The organism is Allobosea lathyri (assembly GCF_900108245.1).
GTDB classification, from domain to species: Bacteria; Pseudomonadota; Alphaproteobacteria; order Rhizobiales; family Beijerinckiaceae; genus Allobosea; species Allobosea lathyri.
Genome location: NZ_FNUY01000024.1, coordinates 1 through 18,198, shown reverse-complemented (window position 1 = coordinate 18,198; position 18,198 = coordinate 1). Strand labels below are relative to the sequence as shown.

Annotated in this window: 14 protein-coding genes and 1 tRNA gene; all 15 read left to right on the top strand. The window is 63.4% G+C overall.

Annotation, left to right across the window (positions count from 1 at the left end; translation table 11 throughout):
• A partial coding sequence (locus C4S73_RS27765; RefSeq protein WP_103875824.1) for an elongation factor Tu occupies positions 1 to 851 on the top strand: 851 nt, incomplete at its 5' end.
• Positions 852 to 980: 129 nt separating this feature from the next.
• Positions 981 to 1,056 (top strand) — tRNA-Trp (locus tag C4S73_RS27760).
• Positions 1,057 to 1,140: 84 nt separating this feature from the next.
• Complete coding sequence (locus C4S73_RS27755; RefSeq protein WP_103875823.1) at positions 1,141 to 1,887, top strand: class I SAM-dependent methyltransferase; 747 nt, start codon at positions 1,141 to 1,143, stop codon at positions 1,885 to 1,887.
• Positions 1,888 to 2,067: 180 nt separating this feature from the next.
• Entirely contained in the window at positions 2,068 to 2,262 is a 195-nt protein-coding gene (secE, locus tag C4S73_RS27750) for a preprotein translocase subunit SecE (RefSeq protein WP_103875825.1), read from the top strand.
• Positions 2,263 to 2,276: 14 nt separating this feature from the next.
• Positions 2,277 to 2,810 (top strand): transcription termination/antitermination protein NusG, encoded by a 534-nt coding sequence (nusG, locus tag C4S73_RS27745; RefSeq protein ID WP_103875822.1) that lies wholly within the window; start codon positions 2,277 to 2,279, stop codon positions 2,808 to 2,810.
• Between the two features lie 426 nt (positions 2,811 to 3,236).
• Entirely contained in the window at positions 3,237 to 3,668 is a 432-nt protein-coding gene (gene rplK / locus C4S73_RS27740; protein WP_103875821.1) for a 50S ribosomal protein L11, read from the top strand.
• Positions 3,669 to 3,678: 10 nt separating this feature from the next.
• On the top strand, positions 3,679 to 4,377 hold the full coding sequence (gene rplA / locus C4S73_RS27735) for a 50S ribosomal protein L1 (protein ID WP_103875820.1): 699 nt from the start codon (positions 3,679 to 3,681) through the stop codon (positions 4,375 to 4,377).
• 506 nt (positions 4,378 to 4,883) lie between these two features.
• Complete coding sequence (gene rplJ / locus C4S73_RS27730; RefSeq protein ID WP_103875819.1) at positions 4,884 to 5,399, top strand: 50S ribosomal protein L10; 516 nt, start codon at positions 4,884 to 4,886, stop codon at positions 5,397 to 5,399.
• A 57-nt stretch (positions 5,400 to 5,456) separates the two neighbouring features.
• On the top strand, positions 5,457 to 5,831 hold the full coding sequence (rplL, locus tag C4S73_RS27725; RefSeq protein WP_103875818.1) for a 50S ribosomal protein L7/L12: 375 nt from the start codon (positions 5,457 to 5,459) through the stop codon (positions 5,829 to 5,831).
• A 253-nt stretch (positions 5,832 to 6,084) separates the two neighbouring features.
• Positions 6,085 to 10,206 carry a DNA-directed RNA polymerase subunit beta gene (gene rpoB, locus C4S73_RS27720; RefSeq protein WP_103875817.1) on the top strand — a complete coding sequence of 1,374 codons (4,122 nt, stop codon included), beginning with the start codon at positions 6,085 to 6,087 and terminating at the stop codon, positions 10,204 to 10,206.
• Between the two features lie 129 nt (positions 10,207 to 10,335).
• Positions 10,336 to 14,538, top strand: coding sequence for a DNA-directed RNA polymerase subunit beta' (gene rpoC, locus C4S73_RS27715; protein ID WP_103875816.1), 4,203 nt, complete (start codon positions 10,336 to 10,338; stop codon positions 14,536 to 14,538).
• A 472-nt stretch (positions 14,539 to 15,010) separates the two neighbouring features.
• Positions 15,011 to 15,382 carry a 30S ribosomal protein S12 gene (gene rpsL, locus C4S73_RS27710; protein WP_038358286.1) on the top strand — a complete coding sequence of 124 codons (372 nt, stop codon included), beginning with the start codon at positions 15,011 to 15,013 and terminating at the stop codon, positions 15,380 to 15,382.
• Positions 15,383 to 15,453: 71 nt separating this feature from the next.
• Positions 15,454 to 15,924 carry a 30S ribosomal protein S7 gene (gene rpsG / locus C4S73_RS27705; protein ID WP_054144020.1) on the top strand — a complete coding sequence of 157 codons (471 nt, stop codon included), beginning with the start codon at positions 15,454 to 15,456 and terminating at the stop codon, positions 15,922 to 15,924.
• A gap of 36 nt (positions 15,925 to 15,960) precedes the next feature.
• Complete coding sequence (fusA, locus tag C4S73_RS27700; RefSeq protein ID WP_103875815.1) at positions 15,961 to 18,036, top strand: elongation factor G; 2,076 nt, start codon at positions 15,961 to 15,963, stop codon at positions 18,034 to 18,036.
• A 67-nt stretch (positions 18,037 to 18,103) separates the two neighbouring features.
• Positions 18,104 to 18,198 (top strand): GTP-binding protein (locus tag C4S73_RS29135; protein WP_139221393.1); only part of this gene is annotated, 95 nt, incomplete at its 3' end.

Genomic DNA, 18,198 nt, shown 5'->3' with positions numbered 1-18,198 from the left:
CGCAGACCCGCGAGCACATCCTGCTGGCGCGCCAGGTCGGCGTTCCCGCGCTGGTGGTGTTCATGAACAAGGTCGATCTCGTCGACGACGCCGAGTTGCTCGAGCTGGTCGAGATGGAGATTCGCGAGCTTCTGTCGAAGTACGACTTCCCCGGCGACGACATCCCGATCACCAAGGGTTCGGCGAAGGTTGCGCTGGACAACGGCGACAAGACCATCGGCCATGACGCGGTGCTGGCGCTGATGAAGACGGTCGACGAGTACATCCCGCAGCCGGCGCGTCCGCTGGACCTGCCGTTCCTGATGCCGGTGGAAGACGTGTTCTCGATCTCGGGCCGTGGCACGGTGGTGACCGGTCGCGTCGAGCGCGGCATCGTCAAGGTCGGCGAGGAAATCGAGATCGTCGGCCTGAAGGACACGGTCAAGACGACGGTGACCGGCGTCGAGATGTTCCGCAAGCTGCTCGACCAGGGCCAGGCTGGCGACAACATCGGCGCGCTGCTGCGCGGCACGAAGCGTGAAGACGTCGAGCGCGGGCAGATCCTGTGCAAGCCGGGTTCGGTGAAGCCGCACACCAAGTTCAAGGCCGAGGCCTACATCCTGACGAAGGAGGAGGGCGGTCGCCACACCCCGTTCTTCACCAATTATCGTCCGCAGTTCTACTTCCGCACGACGGACGTGACCGGCGTCGTGCACCTGCCCGAGGGCACCGAGATGGTGATGCCTGGCGACAACATCGCCATGGAAGTCCACCTGATCGTGCCGATCGCGATGGAAGAGAAGCTGCGCTTCGCCATCCGCGAAGGCGGCCGCACGGTTGGAGCCGGTGTTGTCGCTACGATCATTGCCTGATCGCACTGTTGCGAACTGAGTTGCGGAAAGGGCGGTGGAAACACCGCCCTTTTTTGTCGCCGGCAATGCAGGGAGTTTGAATTTCGACTTGAAAAGCCGGAGCGATTGGGGCAAAGCATCGCCGACTACAGGGGTGTAGCTCAGTTGGTAGAGTACCGGTCTCCAAAACCGGTTGTCGTAGGTTCGAGCCCTACCGCCCCTGCCAGTCTCGCCGCTCGATCGGCCAAGCTGTCCGATGGTGCCAAGGCGCCCGACCAGCACAGATGCCAGCGGCCCTGTACCAAACATCATGACCCAGAGCATCACGACCCAGAACATCTATGACGATGCCGGCTTTTTCGACGGCTACAGCCGCCTGCCGCGTTCGGTCGAGGGGCTTGCCGGTGCGCCCGAATGGCCGGCGATTCAAACGCTGCTCCCGGACATGCGCGGGCTTCGCGTGCTCGATCTCGGCTGCGGATTCGGCTGGTTCTGCCGCTGGGCCCGCGAGAACGGTGCTGCCAGCGTCGAAGGCGTCGATGTTTCCGAGCGGATGCTGGCGCGCGCCGTGGCGGAGACGCATGACAGCGCCATCGGCTATACGAGAGCTGACCTCGAAACTTTCGAGCCGCAAGGCGAGGCGTTCGATCTGGTCTACAGCTCTCTGGCGTTCCACTACATCCAGGACCTGAAGGGCCTGCTGGAACGGGTGCATCAGTCGCTCGCGCCTGGCGGCAGGCTCGTCTGCACGGTCGAGCATCCGATGATGACGGCGCCGACGCTCGCGGGCTGGGCGCAGGATGGCGCGGGGCGGCCGACATGGCCGGTCAGCGCCTATCTCGATGAGGGACCCCGCAGCACCGACTGGCTGGCGAAGGGCGTCGTCAAGCTGCACCGGTCGATCGAGACCTATCTCGACCTGTTGTTGCAGGCGGGCTTCGCGCTGAGTCGCCTGAAGGAATGGGGCCCGAGCCCGGAGCAGGTCGTGGCCAATCCTGACTGGATCAAGGAGCGGCAGCGCCCGCCTTTCCTGCTATTGGCGGCGCAGCGCGCGTAAGCGGCCAGCCCGGCATATCCGAGTTTCAAAAGGCGCTTGGCTAACGCCTCGCCGCGATGTAAGAGGCTCTCATGACGGCGCGCGGCTTGAAGAAGCCCCGCGCCGCGAATGTTTCAGGACGGCCGATTCGGCGCAGCGGCTACGGCTCGCGACGCAGTATTGGAACCCGAGGTGACCTTTATGGCGAAGACCAATCCCTTCAGCTTCCTGCAGGATGTGCGCACCGAAGCGTCCAAGGTCACCTGGCCGTCGCGACGCGAGACATTGATCACCACGGGCCTCGTGCTGGCCATGGTGGTCGTCTCCAGCCTGTTCTTCCTTTTCACCGATACGATCATCCGCTGGTCGCTCGGCATCATCCTCGGCGCGCGCTGAACGGAGCCAATGACGTGAGCACCCGCTGGTACATCGTCCACGCTTATTCCAATTTCGAGAACAAGGTCGCGCAGTCGATTCGCGATCAGGCGGCGCAGCGCAATCTCGCCGACAAGTTCGAAGAGGTTCTGGTCCCGACCGAAAAGGTCGTCGAGGTTCGCCGCGGCCGCAAGGTCGATGCCGAGCGCAAATTCTTCCCCGGCTACGTGCTGGTGAAGTGCGAGATGACCGACGAAGTCTATCACCTGATCAAGAACACGCCGAAGGTCACGGGCTTCCTGGGCGCCGACAAGGCCAAGCCCATGCCGATTCCCGAATCCGAGGCCATGCGGATCAAGGGCCAGGTGGCCGAGGGCATCGAGCGGCCCAAGCCGACCGTGGTCTTCGAGATCGGCGAGCAGGTGAAGGTGGCCGACGGCCCGTTCGCCTCGTTCAACGGCGTTGTCGAGGATGTCGACCACAGCCGCGCACGGCTCAAGGTCGCCGTGTCGATCTTCGGCCGCGCCACGCCGGTCGAGCTCGAATACGGTCAGGTCGAGAAGCTCTGATCCGCGCCTGCCGCGCGTTAACCGGATAACACCCGCAATCGGCCGCTCCCGCTATCCTGCCTCGAGACCGCCAGCCAAGGCGCGAACAGGGAGGATAGCATGAGCGGCCAACGCGTTTTGATGATCGTCGGCGATCCGCGCTCTTAATGCAGAGCGCATCTTGGCGCGCGAGGCGCTGCGCCTCAATGCCGGGCGCGAGCGCGTCGACACCCCGGGGCAGAGCGGCCAAACCGACGCAAGGGGCTTCCCTTTCCGGCACGCCTGTGCCATAGGCCGCGCCTCACATGCGTGGAAGGCCGGCCGGTCGCCAACCGGATAACCCTGCCGCACCACGCTCTGCAACCACCCTGATCCCGAGCGAAAGCAGTTCGCGGGCGGGGCGCCGTCGTTCCGGTTGGCACTGGGCGGACGGCAGGAGCAGCCATCATGGCAAAGAAGATCACGGGCTACGTGAAGCTTCAGGTTCCGGCGGGCGCGGCCAATCCGTCGCCGCCGATCGGTCCGGCGCTGGGTCAGCGCGGCCTCAACATCATGGAATTCTGCAAGGCCTTCAATGCGAAGACCGCGCAGATGGAAAAGGGCATGCCGATCCCGGTGATCATCACCGCGTATCAGGATCGTTCCTTCACCTTCGAGATGAAGCAGCCGCCGGTCTCGTACTGGCTGAAGAAGGCCGCCGGCCTGACCGCCGGTTCCAAGACGCCCGGTCGCGGCGGCAATGTCGGCAAGGTTACTGTCGCCCAGATCAACGAGATCGCCGAAAAGAAGATGGCCGATCTCAACTGCGATTCGGTCGAATCCGCCTCGTCCATGATCAAGGGCTCCGCCCGGTCCATGGGCCTGGAAGTCGTGGGCTGAGGGGACGAACATGGCACATACCGGAAAGCGCGTCGTCAAGGCCCGTGAGGGCATCGACCGTATCAAGCTTTACCCGCTCACCGAGGCCGTCACCCTGGTCAAGGAGCGCGCCAACGCGAAGTTCGACGAGACCGTCGAAGTCGCGATGAACCTCGGCGTCGATCCCCGTCATGCCGATCAGATGGTCCGTGGCGTCTGCAACCTGCCGAACGGTTCGGGCCGCGTTCTGCGCGTCGCCGTGTTCGCACGTGGCGCCAAGGCCGAAGAGGCCAAGAAGGCCGGAGCCGACATCGTCGGTGCCGAAGAGCTGGTCGAGATCGTCTCCAAGGGCACGATCGACTTCGATCGCTGCATTGCGACCCCGGACATGATGCCGCTGGTCGGCCGTCTCGGTAAGGTGCTCGGCCCGCGCGGCCTGATGCCGAACCCGAAGGTCGGCACGGTGACCATGGACCTGACGAGCGCCGTCGCGGCCTCGAAGGGCGGCTCGGTCGAGTTCCGCGTCGAGAAGGCCGGCATCGTGCATGCCGCCGTCGGCAAGGTCTCGTTCACGGCCGAGAAGCTGGCCGAGAACATCAAGGCCTTCGCCGATTCCGTCGCCAAGGCGAAGCCGGCCGGCGCCAAGGGCACCTATATCCAGCGCGTCGCGATCTCGTCGACGATGGGTCCGGGCGTCAAGATCGAGCCCAATACGGTTCTGGGCGGCTGAGGTCGGGCGGCCGGCTTTGAGAGCCGGCCATGCCTGCCCTTGATCTTGCGGAGTCAAGATCCCACTTGGCAGAAGCAGGCGAAGGCGTTATGACGCGGGCCTGTTTCCATAAGTGATGTGGGCTCCAGCGTGCTTCGCACGAGGGGGTCCGTTTCGCGTTTTTCGGCGGTTCGCCGCCGAAGAATGGGTTTTTCGAGCTTTGAAGAGTGATCTTCGGGTTCGAATCACCCAGTCCTGTCTGAGACTGCAGGTGCTCCGAGGGTTCGCCCGAGGGCATAATTTCGCCAAGAGGCCTGCATAGACGGTGCAAGAGCTCAAGCGGGATCGCGAGATCCCGAAGACGGTTCGAACCATCTCGCCCGATTTGCGGCCTAGCAGCCACGAGCGGGGACAGGGCACTGAGCGTCGCTCCGATCAAGCGCCGGTGTCAACCGGGGTTTGTTAAGAGCGACACGTGCAACCGGCGGCGAGCCCCTCAAGGCCTGCCGCCTACCGGAGAGAGCCCAGTGGATAGAACGGCAAAGAATGATGCCGTCGCGACGCTGAACGGTGTGTTTGCGAACACGTCGGTCGTCGTTGTGGCCCACTATGCGGGTTTGACGGTGGCCCAGTTCCAGAAGCTTCGTCGCGAGATGAAGGCCAATGGCGCCACCGTGAAGGTCGCAAAGAACCGGCTGGCCAAGATCGCTCTTGAAGGCACCGACGTCGCGTCCATCAGCAATCTGCTGACGGGTCCCACCCTGATCGCTTATTCCAACGATCCGGTCGCGGCGCCGAAGGTCGCCACCGCTTTCGCCAAGGAGAACGACAAGCTCGTCATCCTCGGCGGCGCGATGGGCAAGACCGCCCTGAACCCCGATGGCATCAAGGCTTTGGCCACGATGCCCTCGCTCGACGAACTGCGCGCCAAGTTGCTCGGCCTCCTGCAGGCCCCTGCGACGAAGATCGCCCAGCTCTCGACCGCGCCTGCCGCAAAGCTCGCGCGCGTGTTCCAGGCATATGCCGACAAGGATGCGGCCTGAGTTTAGGCCAGTTACCCCTGATCAACGTTCGAACCTCTTTTACGTAGGAACTTAACCATGGCTGATCTTACCAAGCTCGTCGACGAGCTGTCCGCTCTGACGGTCCTCGAGGCCGCTGACCTCGCCAAGCTTCTCGAAGAGAAGTGGGGCGTCTCCGCCGCTGCCGCCGTCGCCGTTGCCGGCCCGGCTGCTGGCCCCGCTGCCGCTGCTGTCGAAGAGCAGACCGAGTTCACCGTCGTTCTTGCCGCCGCTGGCGACAAGAAGATCGAAGTGATCAAGGAAGTCCGCGCCATCACCGGTCTTGGCCTGAAGGAAGCCAAGGACCTGGTCGAGGCCGCCCCGAAGCCTGTCAAGGAGTCGGTGACCAAGGACGAGGCCGAGAAGCTGAAGAAGCAGCTTGAGGCCGTCGGCGCCAAGGTCGAGCTCAAGTGAGCAGGACCGGCATGATGCCGGTCCGACTTTAATCGCTAAGCACAGTCCCGGGGCGGTTCGCCGCCTCCGGGGCTGTTGCGTCGTTTCCGCTCCCATGGTGCGGACAGGTTGCAAGAGCCCTCAGCGCAACTTTGCGTTGTCGGTCTATCCAGATGAAGTCGGCGCGATCAGGCGCCGAACGGCTCACCCGGCGGCCCGTGCCGCCAGCGCCCGGACCCCCGGGTGAGCCGTCCGAAAGAACGCGAGGAACAACATGGTCAATTCGCTCCAGGGCCGCAGGCGCGTCCGCAAGTTCTTCGGCAAGCTCAAGGAAGTCGCGCAGATGCCGAACCTCATCGAGGTTCAGAAGGCGTCCTACGACCAGTTCCTGATGGTTGAAGAGCCCAAGGGCGGCCGCGGCGACGAAGGCCTGCAGTCCGTCTTCAAGTCGGTGTTCCCGATCGGCGATTTCGCTGGCGCCTCGCTGCTCGAATTCGTGAAGTACACCTTCGAGCCGCCGAAATACGATGTCGACGAGTGCCGCCAGCGCGGCATGACCTTCTCGGCGCCGCTCAAGGTGACGCTGCGCTTGATCGTGTTCGATATCGATCCCGACACCCAGGCGAAGTCGGTCAAGGACATCAAGGAGCAGGATGTCTACATGGGCGACATGCCGCTCATGACGGATAACGGCACCTTCATCGTCAACGGCACCGAGCGCGTCATCGTCTCGCAGATGCACCGTTCGCCGGGCGTGTTCTTCGACCACGACAAGGGCAAGACCCATTCCTCGGGCAAGCTGCTCTTCGCCGCGCGCATCATCCCCTATCGTGGCTCCTGGCTCGACATCGAGTTCGACGCCAAGGACATCGTCTACGCCCGCATCGACCGGAAGCGTAAGATCCCGGTCACGTCGCTGCTGTTCGCGCTCGGCATGGACGGCGAGGAGATCCTCAGCCGCTTCTACGACCACATCAACTATGTGCGCGACGCCAAGGGCTGGCGCGTTCCCTACGATGCCGAGCGCATGAAGGGCTTCAAGGCGACCGTCGACCTGATCGACGCCGACACCGGCGAAGTCGTGGTCGAGGCCGGCAAGAAGCTCGTCGCCCGTACCGCGCGCCAGCTGGCCGAGAAGGGCCTGAAGTTCCTGCGCGCCACGGACGAGGATCTGTACACCCAGTACATCGCCGAGGATCTGGTGAACCCGGCGACCGGCGAAGTCTTCGCCGAGGCCGGCGAGGAGATCACCGAGAAGTCGCTGAAGCTGCTGACCGATGAAGGCTTCGACGAGATCCCGGTTCTGGATATCGACCACATCACAGTCGGCCCCTATATCCGCAACACGCTGAACGTGGACAAGAACTCGCGCCGCGAAGAGGCGCTGTTCGACATCTACCGCGTGATGCGTCCCGGCGAACCGCCGACGCTCGAGACCGCCGAGAACATGTTCCAGTCGCTGTTCTTCGACTCGGAGCGCTACGACCTCTCGGCCGTCGGCCGCGTCAAGATGAACATGCGTCTCGACCTCGACGCCGAGGACACCGTGCGCATCCTGCGCAAGGAGGACATCTTCGCGGTCGTGAAGGCGCTGGTCGACCTGCGCGACGGCAAGGGCGAGATCGACGACATCGACCATCTCGGCAACCGGCGCGTGCGCTCGGTCGGCGAGTTGATGGAGAACCAGTATCGCCTGGGTCTGCTGCGCATGGAGCGCGCCATCAAGGAGCGCATGTCCTCGGTCGACATCGACACCGTGATGCCGCAGGACCTGATCAACGCGAAGCCGGCGGCTGCCGCCGTGCGCGAGTTCTTCGGCTCGTCGCAGCTTTCGCAGTTCATGGACCAGACGAACCCGCTCTCGGAAGTCACTCACAAGCGTCGTCTTTCGGCGCTTGGCCCGGGTGGTCTGACCCGTGAGCGCGCCGGCTTCGAAGTGCGCGACGTGCACCCGACGCATTATGGCCGCATCTGCCCGATCGAGACGCCGGAAGGCCCGAATATCGGTCTCATCAACTCGCTCGCCACCTTCGCGCGGGTGAACAAGTACGGTTTCATCGAGAGCCCCTACCGCCGCATCCGCGACGGCCGCCAGACCGACGAGATCATCTATCTCTCGGCGATGGAGGAGGCGAAGTACAACGTCGCCCAGGCCAACGCTGCGACCGACAAGGAAGGCCGTCTCACCGACGACCTGATCGTCTGCCGCCGCGCCGGCGAAGTCATCGTCACGCCGGTCGACAAGGTCGACTTCATGGACGTGTCGCCCAAGCAGCTGGTTTCGGTCGCCGCGGCGCTGATCCCGTTCCTTGAGAACGACGACGCGAACCGCGCTCTGATGGGCTCGAACATGCAGCGCCAGGCGGTGCCGCTGGTTCGCGCCGACGCGCCTTTCGTCGGCACCGGCATGGAAGCGGTCGTCGCCCGCGACTCGGGCGCTGCGATCGCTGCCCGCCGCGGCGGCATCGTCGACCAGGTCGACGCGACGCGTATCGTTATCCGCGCGTCCGACGAGATGGACCCGACCAAGCCTGGCGTCGACATCTACCGCCTGCAGAAGTTCCAGCGCTCCAACCAGTCGACCTGCATCACGCAGCGCCCGCTGGTCCGCGTCGGCGACGTCATCAAGAAGGGTGACATCGTCGCGGACGGCCCGTCGACCGAGTTCGGCGAGCTCGCGCTCGGCCGCAACGTGCTCGTCGCGTTCATGCCCTGGAATGGCTACAACTTCGAAGACTCGATCCTGCTCTCGGAGAAGATCGTCTCGGAAGACATCTTCACCTCGATCCATATCGAGGAATTCGAGGTCATGGCCCGCGACACGAAGCTGGGTCCTGAGGAAATCACGCGCGATATCCCGAATGTTTCGGAAGAAGCGCTGAAGAACCTGGATGAGGCCGGCATCGTCTATATCGGCGCGGAAGTGGCGGCTGGCGACATCCTCGTCGGCAAGATCACGCCCAAGGGCGAAAGCCCGATGACGCCGGAAGAAAAGCTGCTGCGCGCCATCTTCGGCGAGAAGGCTTCTGACGTTCGCGACACCTCGCTGCGGGTGCCGCCGGGCGTGCAGGGCACGATCGTCGAGGTCCGGGTGTTCAACCGCCATGGCGTCGACAAGGACGAGCGCGCTCAGGCGATCGAGCGCGAGGAGATCGAGCGTCTCGCCAAGGACCGCGACGACGAGCAGGCGATCCTGGACCGCAACACCTTTGCGCGTCTGGCCGAGATCCTGACCGGCAAGACGGGTCTCGCCGGACCGAAGGGCTTCAAGAAGGACACGGTGATCACCCGCGAGGGCATGACCGAGTTCCCGCGTTCGCAGTGGTGGCTGTTTGCGGTCGGTGACGACCCGTTGATGACCGAAATCGAAGCGATGCGGAAGCAGTACGACGAGTCGAAGAAGCGCCTCGAGCAGCGCTTCCTCGACAAGGTCGAGAAGCTGCAGCGTGGCGACGAATTGCCGCCCGGCGTGATGAAGATGGTCAAGGTCTTCGTCGCGGTGAAGCGCAAGATCCAGCCCGGCGACAAGATGGCCGGCCGTCACGGCAACAAGGGTGTGGTTTCGCGCATCGTTGCGGCCGAGGACATGCCGTTCCTCGAGGACGGCACCCATGCCGACATCGTGCTCAACCCGCTCGGTGTGCCCAGCCGCATGAACGTTGGTCAGATTCTGGAGACCCATCTCGGATGGGCCGCCGCGGGTCTGGGCAAGCAGATCGGCGCGGCGCTCGACGCCTACAAGAAGGGCCATGACGTCAAGGCGCTCAGGGCTTCGTTCGACGCCGTCTACGATGACAACGAGATCATCGCCTCGATGGATGAGGACGAGCTCGTCGAGATGGGTCAGAACCTGCGCCGCGGCGTGCCGATGGCCACTCCGGTGTTCAACGGCGCCAAGGAGGCCGATATCGAGCGTCTTCTGGAGCAGGCGGGGCTTCACTCGTCCGGCCAGTCCACGCTCTATGACGGACGCACCGGTGAGCCCTTCGACCGTAAGGTCACTGTCGGCTACATCTACATGCTGAAGCTGCACCATCTGGTCGACGACAAGATCCATGCGCGTTCGATCGGCCCGTACTCGCTCGTTACCCAGCAGCCGCTTGGCGGCAAGGCGCAGTTCGGTGGTCAGCGTTTCGGCGAGATGGAGGTCTGGGCGCTCGAGGCTTACGGCGCCGCCTACACGCTGCAGGAAATGCTGACGGTGAAGTCGGACGACGTCGCGGGCCGCACCAAGGTCTACGAGTCGATCGTGCGCGGCGAGGACAACTTCGAGGCGGGCATCCCGGAGAGCTTCAACGTGCTCGTCAAGGAAATGCGCTCGCTCGGCCTCAACGTCGAACTGATCAGCAACAAGGTGAAGCCGGGTGAATTGCCGCCGGCTGAAGCGGCCGAATAAGCCGCCCGGCGCGTCCTTCTAGGGCGTACCGACTACGAGACAATGCCTGCGGCACTCACGCCGCAGGCCGATGATGATAAAGGCCGGGCAGGGTGGTTTTCAGCCCCCACCGGCGGCAGGAGACAGGCGATGAAGCAAGAGGTCATGAACCTTTTCGGCCAGCAGCCGGTGCAGCAGGCCTTCGACGCGATCAAGATTTCGATCGCGAGCCCGGAGAAGATCCTGTCCTGGTCCTATGGCGAGATCAAAAAGCCGGAGACCATCAACTACCGGACCTTCAAGCCCGAGCGCGACGGCCTGTTCTGCGCCCGCATCTTCGGGCCGATCAAGGACTACGAGTGCCTGTGCGGCAAGTACAAGCGCATGAAGTTCAAAGGCGTCATCTGCGAGAAGTGCGGCGTCGAAGTCACGCTCGCACGCGTCCGGCGCGAGCGCATGGGCCATATCGAGCTCGCAGCTCCCGTCGCCCATATCTGGTTCCTGAAGTCGCTGCCCTCGCGCATCGGCCTCCTGATGGATATGCCGCTCAAGGAGCTGGAGCGCGTCCTCTATTTCGAATCCTATGTCGTCATCGAGCCGGGCCTGACGCCTCTCAAGGATCGTCAGCTCCTGTCCGAGGAGGAGTATGTCCGCTGCCAGGAAGAGTATGGCGCGGATACCTTCACGGCGATGATCGGCGCGGAAGCCATCCGCGAGATGCTGCGCGCGCTCGACCTCGACCAGATCAACGCCGATCTCAAGCATGAGATCGCGACGACGACGTCCGAGCTGAAGCCCAAGAAGCTGATGAAGCGTCTCAAGATCATCGAGGCGTTCCAGCTTTCGGGGAACAAGCCGGAATGGATGGTCATGACCATCATCCCGGTGATCCCGCCCGATCTGCGCCCGCTGGTGCCGCTCGATGGCGGCCGCTTCGCGACCTCCGACCTGAACGATCTCTATCGCCGCGTCATCAACCGCAACAACCGCCTGAAGCGGCTGATCGAATTGCGCGCGCCCGACATCATCATCCGCAACGAGAAGCGGATGCTGCAGGAATCGGTCGATGCGCTGTTCGACAACGGCCGTCGCGGCCGCGTCATCACGGGCGCCAACAAGCGTCCGCTGAAGTCGCTCGCCGACATGCTCAAGGGCAAGCAGGGCCGCTTCCGCCAGAACCTGCTCGGCAAGCGCGTCGACTATTCCGGCCGTTCGGTCATCGTCGTGGGGCCCGAGCTGAAGCTGCACCAGTGCGGCCTGCCCAAGAAGATGGCGCTGGAGCTGTTCAAGCCGTTCATCTATGCGCGCCTCGACGCCAAGGGCTACTCGACCACGGTCAAGCAGGCCAAGAAGCTGGTCGAGAAGGAGAAGCCCGAGGTCTGGGACATCCTGGACGAGGTCATCCGCGAGCATCCGGTGATGCTGAACCGCGCGCCGACGCTGCACCGTCTCGGCATCCAGGCGTTCGAGCCGACACTGATCGAGGGCAAGGCGATCCAGCTGCACCCGCTGGTCTGCGCCGCCTTCAACGCCGACTTCGACGGCGACCAGATGGCCGTGCACGTCCCGCTGTCGCTGGAAGCGCAGCTGGAAGCGCGCGTCCTGATGATGTCGACCAACAACATCCTGCACCCGGCCAACGGTCTTCCGATCATCGTGCCATCGCAGGACATCGTGCTCGGGCTGTACTACCTCTCGATCGTCTCGGACGGCGAGCCGGGCCAGGGCAAGATCTTCGGTGATTTCGGCGAGCTCGAATTCGCGCTGCACGAGAAGGTCGTGACGCTGCATTCGAAGATCAAATACCGCTGGACCGGCGTCGGCCAGGACGGCAAGTCCTACACCAAGATCTACGACACCACGCCGGGCCGCGTCATCCTTTCGACAGCGCTGCCGCAGCACCCGAACATGACCTTCGACGTCAGCAACCGCCTGATGACGAAGAAGGAAATCTCCGGGATGATCGACGCCGTCTATCGCGGCTGCGGTCAGAAGGAGTCGGTGATCTTCTGCGACCGCATCATGTCGCTGGGCTTCACGCACGCCTTCAAGGCCGGCATCTCGTTCGGCAAGGACGACATGGTGATCCCCGAGAACAAGTGGGAGATCGTCGATACGACGCGCGTGCTCGCCAAGGATTACGAGCAGCAGTACCAGGACGGCCTGATCACCCAGGGCGAGAAGTACAACAAGGTCGTCGACGCCTGGGCGAAGTGCTCCGACAGGCTCGCCAAGGAGATGATGGAACGCATCTCGACCGTGAAGAAGGACGAGAACGGTCGCGATAAGCCGATCAACTCGATCTACATGATGAGCCACTCCGGAGCGCGTGGTTCGCCAGCCCAGATGAAGCAGCTCGCGGCGATGCGCGGCCTGATGGCCAAGCCTTCGGGCGAGATCATCGAGTCGCCGATCATCTCGAACTTCAAGGAAGGCCTCGACGTGCTCGAGTACTTCAACTCGACCCACGGAGCCCGCAAGGGTCTCGCCGACACCGCGCTCAAGACGGCCAACTCCGGCTATCTCACGCGTCGTCTCGTCGACGTGGCGCAGGACGCCATCATCTCCGAGGTCGATTGCGGCTCGGAGAGCGGCATCAAGATGCGCGCCATCATCGATGCCGGCCAGGTCGTCGCTTCGCTCGGCATTCGCATTCTCGGCCGTTCGGCGGCTGAGGACGTGACGGATATCGACGGCAAGGTCCTGGTGCCGAAGGGCACGATGATCGACGAGCATCACATCGAGGCCATCAACGCCGCCGGTGTGCAGGAAGTGAAGATCCGTTCGGTGCTGACCTGCGCCACGAAGAACGGCGTCTGCGCGACCTGCTACGGACGCGATCTTGCCCGTGGCACGCCTGTCAATATGGGCGAGGCTGTCGGCGTCATCGCGGCGCAGTCGATCGGCGAGCCCGGCACGCAGCTCACCATGCGTACCTTCCACATCGGCGGCGCGGCGACCATCGCCGACCAGTCCTTCGTGGAGTCCAACTTCGAGGGCGTCGTGAAGATGCGCAACCGCAACGTTGCGCGGAACTCGGACGGCGACCTCATCGCCATGGCGCGCAACATCGCCGTGGTGATCGTTGGGCCCGATGGGGCCGAGCGCGCGGTTCACCGCGTCCAGTTCGGTTCGAAGCTGCGTATCGACGAGGGCGACAAGGTCAAGCGCGGCCAGCGCCTGATCGAGTGGGATCCCTATTCCCGCCCGATCCTGGCGGAAGTCGACGGTTCGGTCGGCTTCGAGGACCTCGTCGACGGCATGTCGATCACCGAGACGACCGACGAGGCGACGGGCATCAACAAGCGCGTCGTCATCGACTGGCGCGGTTCGGCCCGTACCTCGGATCTGCGCCCGGCGCTGACCGTGCACGGTCCGGACGGCAAGATCGCCAAGCTCGCGCGTGGCGGCGAAGCCCGCTACATCCTGCCGGTGGAAGGCATCATCTCGGTCGAGCCGGGTGCCCATATCAAGGCAGGCGACGTGCTGGCCCGTGTCTCGACCGACTCGGCCAAGACCCGCGACATCACCGGCGGTCTGCCGCGGGTGGCGGAGCTGTTCGAGGCGCGTCGTCCCAAGGATGCGGCGATCATTGCCGAGAAGTCGGGCGTCATCGGCTTCGGCAAGGACTACAAGAACAAGCGCCGCGTCACGCTGACCCCGCATGACGGCTCGGAAGGGCTCGAATACCTGATCCCGAAGGGCAAGCACATCCATCTCCAGGACGGCGACGTCGTGGAGACGGGCGACTACATCCTCGACGGCAACCCGGCACCGCACGACATCCTGGCGATCAAGGGCGTCGAGGAGCTGGCGGCTTATCTGGTGAACGAGATCCAGGAGGTCTATCGCCTCCAGGGCGTGGGCATCAACGACAAGCACATCGAGGTCATCGTCCGGCAGATGCTGCAGAAGGTCGAGATCACGGAGTCGGGCGATACCGACATCCTGACGGGCGACCAGATCGACCGCATCGAGCTGCGCGAGATCAACGCCAAGATGGCGGAGGAGGGCAAGAAGCCGGCTAGCGGCGTTCCGGTCCTGCTCGGCATCACCAAGGCGAGCTTGCAGACGCGCTCCTTCATCTCGGCGGCGTCGTTCCAGGAAACCACCCGCGTCCTCACGGAAGCGGCGGTCAACGGCAAGTACGACACGCTGGAAGGCCTCAAGGAGAACGTCATCGTCGGCTCGCTGATCCCGGCCGGCACCGGCGCACAGGTTGCCCGCATCAAGCAGGTCGCCACCCGTCGTGACGATCTCATCGTCGGCCAGAAGGCCGATGCGGCGGCGAAAGCCGCGGCATCCGCCGCCAAGGCAGCGGCTGTTGCGGCGGCGTTGCCCGCAGCCGAGTGATGTCTCCGACATCGCACTGATATCGGAAAGGGCCGCCTCACAGGGCGGCCCTTTCTTTTTGAGCCATTGCCCGTTCTGCGGGGAGGCGCTAGGTTCGAGCCGCGGGCTTTTGCTGCGCTAAACTGATGAATTCGCAGCTTGAGACCGTGCATTCGCGCATGGATGCGATTTCGGGGTTGACGCGACTCGGCATGCGAGTCATAAGCGCGCCACTATCGATGGCTGTCGGACACGTTTGTCACCTTGTTTTGAAACGGGTGAGCTTCGCGACCGAAACTCCATCGGAATTCCAGCGTCGATCGACGACATGGCAAGATGCAAGAACGCGGAGCAATCCGTGTTCCTCTGCTGGCGGACGCGCCTGAAGCCCCTGCGGGGAGCTGATGGCGCCGTTTCGTCTTTGACATGGCTTCTTTCGATCTGGGCATCAGATTTAGAGATTTCCAAACGCTCAGTGGAGCGAGAGGCCAGAATGCCGACAATCAGCCAGCTCATTCGCAAGCCGCGTTCGCCCGTCAAGGCGCGCAACACCGCTCCGGCGCTCGAGTCCTGCCCGCAGAAGCGTGGCGTCTGCACGCGCGTCTATACGACGACGCCGAAGAAGCCGAACTCCGCTCTGCGTAAGGTCGCGAAGGTGCGCCTGACCAACGGCTTCGAGGTCATTGGTTACATTCCTGGTGAAGGCCACAACCTTCAGGAACACTCGGTCGTCATGATCCGCGGCGGCCGCGTCAAGGACTTGCCCGGCGTGCGCTACCACATCCTGCGCGGCGTGCTCGATACCCAGGGCGTCAAGAACCGCAAGCAGCGCCGTTCGAAATATGGCGCCAAGCGTCCTAAGTGAGTTCTGCCTGACCGGCGGGTGCCAAGCCTCCGCCGGTTCGCAGCTTTGAAGATTTTACCGGAGACTAGACGATGTCCCGCCGCCATAGTGCTGAAAAGCGCGAAATTATTCCTGACCCGAAGTTCCACGATATCATCGTGACGAAGTTCATGAACTCGGTCATGTACGAAGGCAAGAAGTCGACCGCCGAGCGGATCGTCTACGGCGCTTTCGACATCATCGAGAGCAAGATGAAGAGCGATCCGCTCGCCGTCTTCAAGAGCGCGCTCGAGAACGTCGCTCCGGCGATCGAAGTCCGCTCGCGTCGCGTCGGCGGCGCCACCTATCAGGTTCCGGTCGAGGTTCGCACCGAGCGTCGTCAGGCGCTGGCGATCCGCTGGCTGATCACGGCCGCTCGCGGCCGCAACGACAAGACAATGGTCGAGCGTCTCTCCTCGGAGCTGATGGATGCGGCCAGCAACCGTGGAAACGCCGTGAAGAAGCGCGAAGACACACACCGGATGGCGGAAGCCAACCGCGCCTTCTCGCATTATCGCTGGTAATCGTCCGCGGCACCTTCGGAAAGACAGAGCAGTCCAATGGCCCGTTCCCATCCCATCGACCGTTATCGTAACTTCGGCATCATGGCTCACATTGATGCCGGGAAGACGACGACGACCGAGCGCATCCTTTTCTATACCGGCAAGTCCCACAAGATCGGCGAAGTCCATGACGGCGCCGCCACCATGGACTGGATGACGCAGGAGCAGGAGCGGGGCATCACGATCACGTCTGCCGCGACGACCTGCCTCTGGCGCGAGCATCGCCTGAACATCATCGACACCCCCGGCCACGTCGACTTCACCATCGAAGTCGAGCGTTCGCTGCGCGTGCTCGACGGTGCCGTCTGCGTGCTCGACGGCAACCAGGGCGTCGAGCCCCAGACCGAGACCGTCTGGCGCCAGGCCGACAAGTATGACGTGCCGCGCGTCGTGTTCGTCAACAAGATGGACAAGACCGGCGCCGATTTCTATCGCTGCGTCCAGGACATCATCGACCGCGTCGCCGGCAAGCCCGTCTGCCTGCAGATCCCGATCGGTGCCGAGTCGGAATTCGCCGGCGTCATCGACCTGATCAAGATGAAGGCGATCGTCTGGAATGGCGAAGCGCTGGGTGCGTCCTTCGAAGAGAAGGACATTCCGGCCGACCTGCTCGACAAGGCGGTCGAATACCGTGGCAAGCTGATCGAAGCCGCCGTCGACATGGACGATGCGGCGATGGAAGCCTATCTCGAAGGCACCGAGCCTGATGCCGAGACGCTGCGCCGTCTCGTGCGTACCGCCGTGCAGCGCCGCGCCTTCCATCCGGTGCTGTGTGGTTCGGCCTTCAAGAACAAGGGCGTGCAGCCGCTTCTTGACGCCGTCGTCGACTTCCTGCCTTCGCCGGTCGATCGTGGCGAGATCAAGGGCATCGATTTCAAGACCGAGGAAGAGACCGTTCGTCATCCGACGGATGAGGATCCCTTCTCCATGCTCGCCTTCAAGATCATGGACGATCCGTTCGTCGGCACGATCACCTTCTGCCGCGTCTATTCCGGCAAGGTCGAGACGGGCCAGGGCGTGATCAACTCGACGCGCGACAAGAAAGAGCGTGTCGGCCGCATGCTGCTGATGCACGCGAACAACCGCGAAGACATCAAGGAGGCTTTCGCCGGCGACATCGTCGCCCTGGCCGGCCTCAAGGATGTCCGCACCGGCGACACGCTGTGCGACCCGATCAAGGCGGTCATCCTCGAGCGGATGGAATTCCCCGAGCCGGTCATCACGATCGCGATCGAGCCGAAGTCCAAGGCCGACCAGGAGAAGCTGGGCCTCGCTCTGGCGAAGCTCGCGAACGAGGATCCCTCGTTCCGTGTTTCGACCGACCAGGAGAGCGGCCAGACCATCCTGAAGGGCATGGGCGAACTGCATCTCGACATCAAGGTCGACATCCTGCGCCGGACCTACAAGGTGGACGCCAATATCGGCGCGCCGCAGGTGGCCTATCGCGAGACGCTGACCAAGAAGGTCGAAGTCGACTACACCCACAAGAAGCAGACCGGCGGTACCGGCCAGTTCGCCCGCGTCAAGCTGGTGATCGAGCCCAACGAGACCGGCAAGGGCTTCGAGTTCGAGTCGAAGGTCGTCGGCGGCACGGTTCCGAAGGAATACATCCCCGGCGTGGAAAAGGGCCTCAACTCGGTCATCGGATCGGGCGTGATCGCCGGCTTCCCGGTTGTCGACGTCAAGGTCACGCTGATCGACGGCGCCTTCCACGAAGTCGACTCGTCGGCCCTGGCCTTCGAAATCGCCTCGCGTGCCGCTCTGCGTGAAGGTCTGCAGAAGGGCGGCTCCGTGCTGCTCGAGCCGATCATGAAGGTCGAGGTGGTGACCCCGGAAGACTATACCGGTTCGGTCATCGGCGATCTGAACTCGCGTCGTGGCCAGATCCAGGGTCAGGACATGCGCGGCAACGCGGTCGTCGTGAATGCGATGGTGCCGCTGGCCAACATGTTCGGCTACGTCAACCAGCTGCGCTCGTTCAGCCAGGGACGTGCCAACTACACGATGCAGTTCGACCACTACGAGCAAGTGCCTTCGGCGGTCGCCGCCGAGGTTCAGGCCAAGTACGCCTGACAAGTACGCCTGAACCGACAAAACTATTCGCTGAACATTGAAAACGACCTGACTGACGGAGGCTACGATGGCCAAAGAGAAATTCGCGCGCACGAAGCCGCATTGCAACATTGGTACGATTGGTCACGTCGACCATGGCAAGACGAGCTTGACGGCAGCGAT